Annotated in this window: 8 protein-coding genes and 1 pseudogene; all 9 read right to left on the bottom strand. The window is 41.0% G+C overall.

Features of this window, described 5'->3' with window-relative positions; translation table 11 throughout:
* Nucleotides 1-150 precede the first annotated feature (150 nt).
* Nucleotides 151-1,395: pseudogene (locus BMG01_RS09445) on the bottom strand (PTS transporter subunit EIIC); the annotation flags it as partial.
* Between the two features lie 245 nt (nucleotides 1,396-1,640).
* Nucleotides 1,641-2,354: a 2,3-diphosphoglycerate-dependent phosphoglycerate mutase gene (gene gpmA / locus BMG01_RS09440; protein WP_004912306.1), complete on the bottom strand. Its 714-nt coding sequence runs from the start codon at nucleotides 2,352-2,354 to the stop codon at nucleotides 1,641-1,643.
* Between the two features lie 108 nt (nucleotides 2,355-2,462).
* Nucleotides 2,463-2,663, bottom strand: a complete 201-nt coding sequence (locus BMG01_RS09435) for a cold-shock protein (RefSeq protein ID WP_004912309.1) — start codon at nucleotides 2,661-2,663, stop codon at nucleotides 2,463-2,465.
* Between the two features lie 276 nt (nucleotides 2,664-2,939).
* Nucleotides 2,940-3,617 carry a DUF4811 domain-containing protein gene (locus BMG01_RS09430; RefSeq protein ID WP_004912312.1) on the bottom strand — a complete coding sequence of 226 codons (678 nt, stop codon included), beginning with the start codon at nucleotides 3,615-3,617 and terminating at the stop codon, nucleotides 2,940-2,942.
* On the bottom strand, nucleotides 3,617-5,128 hold the full coding sequence (locus tag BMG01_RS09425; RefSeq protein ID WP_004912315.1) for an MDR family MFS transporter: 1,512 nt from the start codon (nucleotides 5,126-5,128) through the stop codon (nucleotides 3,617-3,619). Before BMG01_RS09425 ends, BMG01_RS09430 begins: the two co-directional genes overlap by 1 nt.
* Nucleotides 5,129-5,243: 115 nt before the next feature.
* Nucleotides 5,244-5,939 (bottom strand): type I pantothenate kinase, encoded by a 696-nt coding sequence (locus BMG01_RS09420; RefSeq protein ID WP_004912318.1) that lies wholly within the window; start codon nucleotides 5,937-5,939, stop codon nucleotides 5,244-5,246.
* Nucleotides 5,936-8,302 (bottom strand): RNA polymerase recycling motor HelD, encoded by a 2,367-nt coding sequence (gene helD, locus BMG01_RS09415; protein ID WP_036068859.1) that lies wholly within the window; start codon nucleotides 8,300-8,302, stop codon nucleotides 5,936-5,938. The genes BMG01_RS09420 and helD overlap by 4 nt, the downstream gene beginning before the upstream one ends.
* A 106-nt stretch (nucleotides 8,303-8,408) precedes the next feature.
* Complete coding sequence (locus tag BMG01_RS09410) at nucleotides 8,409-10,892, bottom strand: BspA family leucine-rich repeat surface protein (protein ID WP_004912324.1); 2,484 nt, start codon at nucleotides 10,890-10,892, stop codon at nucleotides 8,409-8,411.
* A gap of 26 nt (nucleotides 10,893-10,918) precedes the next feature.
* Nucleotides 10,919-11,481: IS30 family transposase (locus BMG01_RS09405; RefSeq protein WP_143472144.1), on the bottom strand; the 563-nt coding region annotated here is incomplete at its 5' end.

The raw sequence follows: 11,481 nt of genomic DNA, 5'->3' as shown, positions 1-11,481 counted from the left end.
GTGCGTTCTTGAGATGATAAACTAGTCATGAGTCGCAGTTCCTTTATGGTTGTTTTAGACAATTACCATTAAAGGCGCTGCGGCTTTTTTATTCAAGTGTTCGGTTTAATTTTACAATCTACCATAAGTTAAATTATCTTTTGCATTATCTCCGCCCAACGCTTGCCAAATGACACGCGCACTACGTAAATACTTATCTTCTGTCGACGGACGCGACGGCACAGTGCTTTCTGGCACATCATTTTCCTTTGGATCACGACCGGGTGTCATCAAGTTGAATTTTTGAATGGCAAAATTAAAAATCACATAATACAAAATCGCAAACACAACCCCTTGCAGTAACAACATATAAGGCTTGTTAGCCAAAGGCATTTTGAACGCTAATACGTAGTCGACTAACCCTGCCGAAAAGCCAAAGCCAGATGTCCAATGGAAAAATGCCGCTACTGCTAAGCTCAAACCAGTTAAAGCTGCGTGAATCAAGTACAGTGGCCACGCAACAAACATGAATGAAAACTCTAAAGGCTCTGTCACACCTGTAAAGAATGAGGCAACACCTGCTGCCAACATTAACGAACCAATCCGTTTCTTTTGCTCTGGTAACGCATTACGATAAATGGCATACGCACCGGCCGGCAAACCAAACATCATAATTGGAAAAAATCCTGCTTGATAACGGCCAGTAATGCCCAAAACACCATGTGAATCCCAAAAATTACCAATATCATTAATCCCGGCAACTTTAAACCAAAAGACTGAATTCAGGGCATGATGTAGCCCCGTTGGAATCAGTAATCGGTTAAAGAAGCCATACAATCCTGCCCCAATCCAACCAAGATTAGCAATGGTTGTTGCAAAAGCAACTAATGCTGCGTAGACAAACGGCCAAATCACAATCATCACAATACTAAATATTAGCATCGCCAAAGCTGTTAAAATCGGTACTAATCGCTTCCCACTAAAAAAAGACAGCGCTTGAGGCAATTTTGTTTGTCCAAATTTATCAAAAAGCGCTGCTGCAACTAAACCAGAAACAATACCAAATAAGACATTGTTGTGCGTTGGTGTACCAAAAGCAGCGTTGACGGCTGTTATTTTCTGACCAAACAAAGTCGCAATATTTTCTGGACGGAGCACATAGTCTGTCAACGCGTAACCAACGACTGCTGCCAAAGCAACCGCCCCATCCTTTTTATTGGACATTCCTAAAGCCAAGCCAACCGCAAATAAAAGCGCTAAGATATCAAGTATCGAACCACCAGCTAACTTTAAAACACCGCTTATAAACCAAGTAGCTGGTAGCCAATTACCAATACCTGTTAAAATCGCAGCTGCTGGTAAAACTGCCACCGGCAGCATCAATGAGTGGCCCATCCGTTGAAAATAATCTTTCATAACCTCACACACTCCAATTTGTGCCAAATGTAACACAAATCTAGTGATTCCTTTCCCTATACTGACATAATACTACTGATAATAACGCTTTTAAGGACAAATAATCATTTTCATGTAAACTTTCATAACATATCAAAATCGTTTTCACAACATATACCAATGTACACTTTTCTACTAAAAAAAGCAAAATATAGCAATAAAAAAAGGTATACCAATTTTGGTATACCTAGGAATGATAATTGACTTTATTTTGTTAATGTTGTCTTTGATACAACTTCCAAATTGTCATCCAAGTCATAAACTAGTGGTTGTCCATTAGCAATTTCAAGATTCAAAATGTCATCGTCTGAGATGTGTTCGATATGCTTAGCTAAAGCACGAAGTGAGTTACCGTGAGCGGCAATGACAACGTTTTTACCAGCTTTCAAGTCCTTTGAAATGTTTGATTCCCAGAAAGGTAATACACGTTCCAAAGTAATCTTCAAATTTTCACCCAATGGCAATTCGCCTTCAGGTACATCGGCATAGCGACGATCAAACGCAGGATATGTCTTGCCTTGAACTGTCATTGTTTCATCGTATGAGTCCAACAATGGTGGCAAAACATCGTATGAACGACGCCAAATGTGAACTTGTTCGTCGCCCCACTTTTCAGCAGCTTCAGCCTTATTTTGACCTTGCAAAGCGCCATAATGACGTTCGTTAAGGCGCCATGACTTCTCTTCAGGAATAAACAATTGACCAGCCTCTTCCAAAGCGTAGTGCAATGTTGTAATTGCACGTGTCAAAACTGATGTATAAGCCTGATCAAATTGGATACCTTCGGCAGCCAACAATTCGCCAGCTTCCTTTGCTTGTTCAACACCCTTGTCTGACAACTTTGTGTCAATCCAACCATTGAATAAGTTCAATGCGTTCCATTCACTTTGACCATGACGGATTAGTACTAATTTAGCCATTTGTTCTAAACTCCTTAGTTTATGTTTGTGTTAATCGTAACGATATCATTATACCACGAAATCACGACACAAAAAAACTCGCCGAAGCGAGTTCTTTCTAATTGGTTATTAGCCCTTAACGATGTTAACAGCTTGCAAACCGCGGTCACCACTTTCAACTTCGAAAGTAACTGCTTGACCTTCGTCAAGAGTCTTGAAGCCGTCGCCTTGGATTGCTGAGAAGTGTGCAAATACATCTTCGCCGTTTTCGCGTGTGATGAATCCGTAACCCTTTTCGCCGTTAAACCACTTTACTGTGCCTTTTTCCATGATATGTTTCTCCTTTGGTGTGCTCACCAAGTAATATTGTTCGTAATCTAAAATAATTGGTACTGAGCGCCTTCCGAAAAAAACAAATCAAAATCAAAAACTTTTATTACCCCATTAGTGTAACACATTCACAGAAATTAGCAAGTAATACGCTAATAACCGTAATTCTTTTTTACTCCCAATTATTGGATTAATTTTTTCACCGATTAAGAACAACTGCAATTGTATCAAAAAAAACGTTTTCAACCTGTTTAAGGCGAAAACGTTGATGACATATTATTTAATATTTAACGCTTTTTTGACTGCTGCAACTTGTAATTGTGCCGCTTTGTCTGGATCCGTTTTTGCCAAAGCAGCTAACTGTGCTTGTTGTTGGGCTAGTGCTTGTTTTTCAGCATCTGTCTTGGGTGTCATTTTTGATTGCAATGACTTAGCTTGAGTCGTCGTCAAAGCAACCCAAGTGCTTGGCACTTGATAAACAACATGCTTATTTTTAAGTTGGTGATTATTGCCACCAATACCAAACATCAACCGCATCGTGGCATTTTTATAGACATAACGCGTTGTTTTTGTAATTTTGTAGGCTTTATTGCCGGAAATATTAGACATACGAGAACTGGTCTTCAAGTTGGGCTTTGCAACAGTTGTCTTTTTAGCATTGTCTGTGGCACGGTAAACATAGACATTTTCAGCGCCGTTTGTACCAACACCTTGATAAAGCAATAGACCAAATCCCTGTGACGCCGTTCCGGCTGTGTAGATTTGTTTTTTGGTTGTCGTGGTGACTTCCTTCATACCGTAGTGTGAATTCATGTTAGCCGCAACGCCAGCAACACTTGCAATCAACCCAACAAACATAATCACTGTTGTTACAATACGTATACCACGATTGGTAATCATCATATTGGCTACAAAGGCCAAAATAGCAAATAACGCTATCAACAAAATAATCATTAGGCTGCGTCCTCCTTGTGTGCTGGTGTGTTAATTTTGCCACTGTGTAGTAAGAATGTAATTAACAATGCAACAAGAGCAAATCCTGCGGCCAACAAGAATGAAGCGTGGAAGCCGTTTAATGTTGCATCTATTAACTTATTAGCATACGACAATGGATCTTGGCCTTTAAGTGAAGCAGCTGGCTTATTGTTGTCAGTAACAGACTGCATGACTGATGCCAAAATTGCCGTTCCCAATGAAGAAGCAATTTGGCGCATCGTGTTGTTGGCAGCTGTTCCTTGGGCGGCTGTTTCAGGTGACAAAGCACCCATAGCAGAAGCTGTCAACGGCATCATTGTCATCGCAATACCAAACATACGTAATGTGTATAGTGCTGTGATAAAGTGTTGCGACGTATCAGCGGTCATATAAAATAGCGGTACCGTACCAATCAACAAAATAGAAAATCCAGTAACGGCTAAGCGCTTGGCCCCATGCTTATCATAGAAAGCACCAGCAATCGGTGACATAATTCCCATCATCAACGCGCCGGGAAGTAACGTCAAACCAGAATCCAACGGCGTTAAGACTCGGATATTTTGCATATAAATTGGCAAAACCATTTCAACACCAATCATAGCCATCATAGCTAGTGACACTAATATTGTCGTAATGGTAAATTGCTTAGACTTGAAGACAGACATATCCAAGAATGGCTTCTCCATGCGAGATTGATGCCACATAAATTCAATTGTAATCAGCAATCCAGCAATTAATGGCAGAATAACCCAACCAAAATCACCCCATCCGTGGTCTGAAACCATGGCAAATCCAAACAAAATTAGACCAAATCCAAACGTTGATTCAATCAAAGAGCGCACATTTAGTGTCACTTTTTTCGTTGGTAAAATGTTGCGGAAATATACAAATGAAGCAATCATGACTAAAATAACAACTGGTAGAATAACGCCAAAGATTGAGCGCCATGAATTTTCAAGCGTGAAGCCTAAAATGGTGTGATCTTTTTCCAAAATCCAACCTGACAGCGTCGGTCCAATGGCAGGTGCCATTCCAACAACTAATCCACCAAGACCCATCGCTTTACCACGGGACTCTGCGTCAAATAAATTCAACGAAATCACTTGCATCAATGGCATCAAAACACCAACAGCCATGGCTTGCAAAACACGTGCCACCATGAGCATCCAAAAGGCATTAGTTGGTGTCACAAACGCCAGCAATGTACCAGCAGTGAACAACCCAAGCGCTGATAGATACAATGTTTTTGTTTGAATTCGTGTTGTTAAGTAAGCTGAAACCGGCACCATAATCCCGTTAGCCATTAAGAAAATGGTTGTCAACCATTGCACTGTTGAGGCGTTAACATCAAACGCTTTCATCAATGCAGGTAATGCTGTCCCCAAAGCTGTTTGCATCAGCATTACAGAGAACACACCGACCAACAACACAATCATCATGGCGATGCGGTTGACTGGTTTCCCCTTTGTGTCTACTATTTTATCCGACATATCAAAATCCTTTCATTCGTTTTCTGCTATTTACAGAAAACACTTTAGTTCTTCGTTAGGTTCAAAAAGCTATTTTACGCTTTAAAAAAAAATTGTCAACTTAGTTGACAATTTTTTATCGATTATTATAAGTGATATTTTTCACATCGTGCTGATCGTTCAATGTAACAATCACATCCGCTAAAGATTTCGTAGGTAAAATATAGTGATCCAAATTGGTTTGATTCGTTGTGTCCCAAACCTTCATTACCAAATCGCTTAGCTCGTCTAGTGGCATTTTGGCATATTGATAGCGCCAGCTAGATGGATCATTCTTGGCTAAAGCCGTTTCTTGCAAGGTACGTGACAAATACCATGACTTAATATTATCCAAATCTGCGGTGACAAAAATTTTGAAATCTAACACATCCTCTGGTAATCGCAGGGCTGTTACACCCTCAACAATTAAAATATTGGGTCGGGTGATAGTTTGCAGTTGTGTTGGGTGAATGTCAGCCAATTCTTGCGTATAAAGTGGTATCTCGATCTGCTCACGACCAACCTTAAAATCTCTAATCACTGTTGCCATGCGGTCCAAATCGTACGTTTGTGGAAAACCTTTTTGTTCAAAAATGCCGGCGGCCAACAATGTGTCATTAGACATCAGAAAATCATCCGTACTAATCACACTAGTCGTCAAGCTTTCCTGATGAAATAATGCTGCCAAATTATTAGCAAATGTACTTTTGCCAACTGAAACTGAACCGGTAACACCAATTACCATGAAAGGTTGCTGATAGCGTTTCAAAATTTCATTGACTAACTCGTTCATTTTTCAACCTCATAACGTTCGGCACCGACATGGTCCAACAACGGTGTCACTGACTTTTCAGCCAGCAATGTCAAACGATGCATCGCGCGTGACGCAACTGTATACAATAGACGACGTTCGTCTTCTGCCGCATATCGTGTCCAATCCGCGTGCCAAATGACAACTGCGTCAAATTCCAGTCCCTTAGCCAAATACGATGGTACTATGATAGTTCCCAGTGCTAAACGTTGATTCTCTGATTGAATTAATGTCACACTTTTATCAGCCAATTGTTGCGCCAACAACTTCGCATCAGCGAGTGTTTTGGTGATAATAGCTGTCGAATCTTGGTCTTTGGCATTTTGTTGTAACTGCTGACGTAGCTTATTCAGCAAGTCAGTTTCATTGTCAGCGATTTTCACAATTGGCTTCTCGCCATTACGATTAAACGCTTCAATGTCTTGCCCACCTAATAAAATGTCTTTGGTGAAATCAGTAATTTGTTGTGTCGAACGGTAAGTTTGTGTGAGCTTAACCGTGTCTACCCGCTCTGGGTCAAACAAGCTAGCCAAATCTTCCTGCAAATTAGCCGCATTATCCTTGGTGAAAATTGCTTGGTTAAGGTCACCGAGCACCGTGAACTTTGCCAATGGGAAGCTAAACTTTAAGAAAGCTAATTGGAACGGCGTATAATCTTGCACTTCATCAATGAATAGGAAGCGAATATCACGTTCGCCATGCTTACCAGTCATCAAATCATATAAATACAAATATAACGTTGTGTCCGCCAGTGACATTTGATGATTCTTGAGATTTGCCACAACGTGTTCAACATGCGTCTGCCACTCTGCTTCTGATAATTGATAAGCCGCTAAGTCAAAGAATCTTGGTAACTCATGCAAGAAATCAATAAATTGCGCATTGATATTAAGGAAACTAGCACGTCTCACTTGTCTTGCCAAAGGCTTCAAAGCGCGTGTCGTAATTTGCTTGGCCAAGAACTTGCGCTCAGCTTTTTCACTGGTAAATTCTCGTTCTTGTTCCCCAGCACCTAATTGTGTGCGGCGCGTCACTGCTGCTGCGTCGTTTTCTTCATTATCGCCCATACGGACACGCCCAGCGCCAACAAGCTCATCATATTCCTCTTTAGATAGATTTTCAATTTCTAAATCTACCCAATCTTTACGCATCTCTGTGCCAATACGGCTGCTTAGCATACGCATAAGTGTGTCGCGCGTTGCGTCCAAACGTTGACTTAACTTGTAATTTTCGTTGTACTGATAATAAATTTCTGCCATGCGTTCTTTGGCGATAAATGGTTCGCCTCTAAACATAATGCTGCGGAACTTCATCCCCTGACGTGTCAAAGAGTTGGCATAATTGGTGACGGCGTTGAACATGTCAACACTACCTTTGGCCAATGCCAGTCGATTATTCACATGATCCAATTCAAAGCGTTCTTGCAACGTTTCTACTGACATTTTAGGTAAACGACGTGAGGCGTACTGGTAAAATGTCATTTGGACCATATTCTGTTCACCTAACTCAGGCAAAACTTGATCAATATAATCATTAAATAGTTGGTTGGGACTAAATAGCACCACTTGACCACTGGTTAATTTACCGCGGTAACGATAAAGCAAGTAAGCCACACGTTGCAAAACGGCCGCCGTCTTACCAGAGCCGGCTGCACCTTGAACAAATAAGAGATCAGCCGACGTATTACGGATAATCTTGTTTTGCTCTTTTTGAATGGTTGTCACAATTGACTTCATCTTGGTTGATGATTCGCCACTCAAGGCATTCATCAACATAGCGTCCCCAATTGCCTCTTCCGTGTCAAATAACGTCACAATCACGCCGTCTTCAATTTGAAATTGACGTTTCAGCGTGACATTGGCTTTTTGAGTGCCATCCGGTGTCAAATATTCAACTGGTCCAATGCCACCGTCATAATAAATAGAAGCTACTGGTGCACGCCAATCATAGACAAAATAGCGATTGTCGTCATCACTAAACGACCCCAAACCAATGTAGATGGTTTCTGGTTCACCGCTTTCTGACACGGATTCGCTAAAATCAATACGTGCAAAATACGGATTATGAATCTGCTTATTTAAAACTTCATAGCGACGTTCTGCCCGTGACTTAGAATTTTCACGTTCAGCCAACATTTGTTGTTGCTGGCGGACAGACATAGCTGTTTCAACAATACCGGAATAGGTATCCGTTTTGAGACGCACATCTCCCCAACTTTTGGAAACGTCAGAGATGTTTTTGTTTGTCCGCTTAATTTCTAGCTCGGTATCAGTCAAAGATTGGTTCATGGCTGATAGTGTTGTCTTCAAATATTGCTCTTCAACTTGCTTAATTTTTTCGTCCAAAAACGCGTCCCACTCTCTTAAATTTCAATGATATAATTATACGCTTAGATTGAATAAATGAAAAGGAAAAGCGCTTAAATGATTAACATTTAAGCGCTTCTTCTGTTTACGGCGTCTCACTCAACGTCCATGTCAATTCTGATTCTAGTTGTTTGCCAAGCAATGCGGTATTAAGCACAGTGCTTGGGTTCAACCAAATGCTGAAGTTTTTGGTTGTATCATGATTAAAAGCAATACTCTTGGTCTCAGTCGCTGATGTGCCCGACCAGAAACTGCTAGCTCCCGTGGCTAAATCACTAGTGCCATATTTAATCTTCAAGTTTGACTTGGCAATCTTAGCTGACTCACCATCAGTTGTCCAGTCACTCGTTTGTGCCACGGTAACATTATACGTTGTACTGTTATCTAAATCTTTTAAGGCCACTGAACCAGTTGCCATGTTGGTTGCCAGCGGACTATTGCCGTTAAAGAAGTCACTGGCTGCTAACGTACCAAAATTAAGTGATGAAATCGTGTTGATAGCAGGTGTTGGCTGAACCCCTTGTGCCCACACGTAAGTAACTGGTTCAGTTCGGTCAGCGTACATTTCCGTAGTTGTGACTAATGCCCCTGCTGGTTGATGATCTGTACCTGTACCAATGTTCTGCCAACTGGCAGCAGTTGTCACATAACTAGTGCCCGGAATCGTTGTACCAACTGCGGGAGCTGCTGTGAAGCTAGGATCAGCGGCGAATTGCACATTTTCTCCGAGGGTGATTTTCCAGAGACTAGACGTACCGGCAAACATGTTAGTTGCCGTAGCACCGGAAGTAGTCCAGCTGGACAAATCTAGTGTTCTCAATTGGCTAATATTTGCAAACATCTTTGTAAAAGTTGTGACTTGTGTGACATCAAAACCACTTACATCTAAGCTAGTGATTGGAATTTTAACACTATCACTATTATCAGCAAACATGTAAGACATATTAGTAACGTTAGTTGTTTTAAAGTTGGTTAAGTTTAAATCGTTTAAACGGCCTAATCCAAAAAACATGTTGCTCATAGAGACATTAGTCGCCGTACGACCAACACCCCAGCCAGACACATTCAAACTTTTTATATCCCACGCTTGGGCAAATGTCATGCTAAATGTAGTCACCTTTGAAACATCCCAACCACTGACATCTAAACTTTCAAGTCCAGTGCCTCTGAACGTTTCAGATAAGTCTATGATATTGGTCACTTTAAAGTTGGTCAGGTTTAAAGTTTTGAGTTGGCTGGTAAAAGCAAACATATATCGCATACTTACGTTGGTTGCCGTATGTCCAATATCCCAACTTGATAGATTAAGTGTCACGAGTTGCGAATAGGTAAACATGAAATAGAATGATGTGACTTGAGTTACATCCCAGTCACTCAGGTCCAAGCTTTTCACACCACTGTAATAAAACATAACCCCCATATCAGTGACGTTAGTCGTTTTAAAGTTTGTTAAGGTCAAATTGGTCAAAGCACTGGTGTGATCAAACATACCATACATGGTAACATTTGTTGCTGTACGACCAACACCCCAATCCGATAGGTTCAAGGTCATTAATTGTTTGGCATTGCTGAACATATTATAAAATGACATGACCTGAGTCACTTTCCAACTACTAAGGTCTAGGTTAGTTATAATAGTGCCTTGAAACATACTCTTCATATTCGTCACATTATCCGTATATGAGTTAGTAGCATCAAACGCTGTTAAGTTGTCCAGACCAGAGAACATACTTGTTGCATTAGCTGGTAAATTAACTGTTCCCGTAAAACTAATTGAAGTGACAATATCAGGATCAACATCATACGACTCCAAATTAGCCACAACTGTTAGTGCGTCTTGAAATGTACCACTACCGTATATCAATTCACCAGTGTCTGGGTCGAGTGTCCAAGGTGACGTGCCGTGATAACCGCGAAGAATAGGATCATATGTTTCACCAGTCTGTGCCCAAACTATGGTGAGGGGACGCGGCGCTGTATTTGTTGTTATTGTCTTTAAGTTGCTCAATACTTCCCCAGCGGGTAGATGATCAGTTCCTGCACCAACTAATTGCCAATTGGCTGCACTAGTAACATATGTAGTCCCATTATCTGTGATATGTGTACCAACGTCGGGCGCTGATGGAATAGTAACTGGTGTGTCTCCTTGAAATTCAAAGTTAGCACCAATTGCAATTTTCCACAAGCTGGGCGTGTTAGCGAAAAAGTTTTCCATGCAAGTACCGGACATGGTGTGGTTAGTCGCAATATCTAAATTAACTTTTCCAAGTTTGCTCAAACCAGAGAAGAAGTTTCTCATGCTCGTCACGCTGCTTGTATCAAGATTAGCACCGTCAAACGACTGTAATTCAGTTAATCCTGTTAGAAAATTATCCAAATTAGTTGGTGCAACGACTGTCCCCTGAAATGACACGGATTTGACAAGTGTTGGATCGTATCCTTCGTTCGTAATATTGGTTGCAATGTTTTGATCTAATGTACCATTTGTGAAAATCAGCTCACCCGTTGTGTCATCAAGTGTCCATGATGAGTCACCATTCTCTCCTGACAAGATTGATTGTGTAGCCACTTTTGATTTATGGTAGATTGCAAGAATTAACCGAACACTGCAAACTGCTGAAAAACCTTTCGTGGTGATTGCCAGTTGAGTGTTTTCATTGGTCTCGCATTGATCCAATGATTAATTTGATCTAATTCTTTGGCGCTAACTGTTTCAATTTTGCGTTCTTTCGGTATAAAACGACGGACGTATCGATTTAATATCTCATTACTCCCACGTTCTTCTGGTGAATATGGGTGCGCAAAATAGACTGGAATGCCTAGTTTTTGCTCGATTTCGTTATATTTTGCAAATTCTCGCCCACGATCAACAGTGATTGACTTGGCATTTTTGATCCCTTGAAAAAAACGAATTAAGACTGGTGTCACTGCCTGACTATTGCGCCCAGTGACCTGTCTCACGATATGTTGCCGGCTTAGTCTTTCAGTAATTGTCACCAGCACATCGCCACGTCTTTTACCCGATTGCATGGTGTCAACTTCAAAATGTCCAAAGGTTTGTCGTGCTTTCACACTTTCAGGTCTCGTTTCAATCGAACGACCATGCACAAATACTTGTCGTCTACCATCAGATTGACGCTTTTGACGGATACCTTTGT

It is taken from the genome of Leuconostoc sp. BM2, from assembly GCF_002095565.1.
Lineage (GTDB): Bacteria > Bacillota > Bacilli > Lactobacillales > Lactobacillaceae > Leuconostoc > Leuconostoc falkenbergense.
This window is presented reverse-complemented; position numbering and strand designations above follow the sequence as displayed.

Excerpts from the sequence above, each read along its gene's own strand:
- gpmA (WP_004912306.1), bottom strand. The coding sequence starts at position 2,354 with ATGGCTAAATTAGTACTAATCCGTCATGGTCAAAGTGAATGGAACGCA.
- BMG01_RS09435 (WP_004912309.1), bottom strand. The coding sequence starts at position 2,663 with ATGGAAAAAGGCACAGTAAAGTGGTTTAACGGCGAAAAGGGTTACGGA.
- BMG01_RS09430 (WP_004912312.1), bottom strand. The coding sequence starts at position 3,617 with ATGATTATTTTGTTGATAGCGTTATTTGCTATTTTGGCCTTTGTAGCC.
- BMG01_RS09425 (WP_004912315.1), bottom strand. The coding sequence starts at position 5,128 with ATGTCGGATAAAATAGTAGACACAAAGGGGAAACCAGTCAACCGCATC.
- BMG01_RS09420 (WP_004912318.1), bottom strand. The coding sequence starts at position 5,939 with ATGAACGAGTTAGTCAATGAAATTTTGAAACGCTATCAGCAACCTTTC.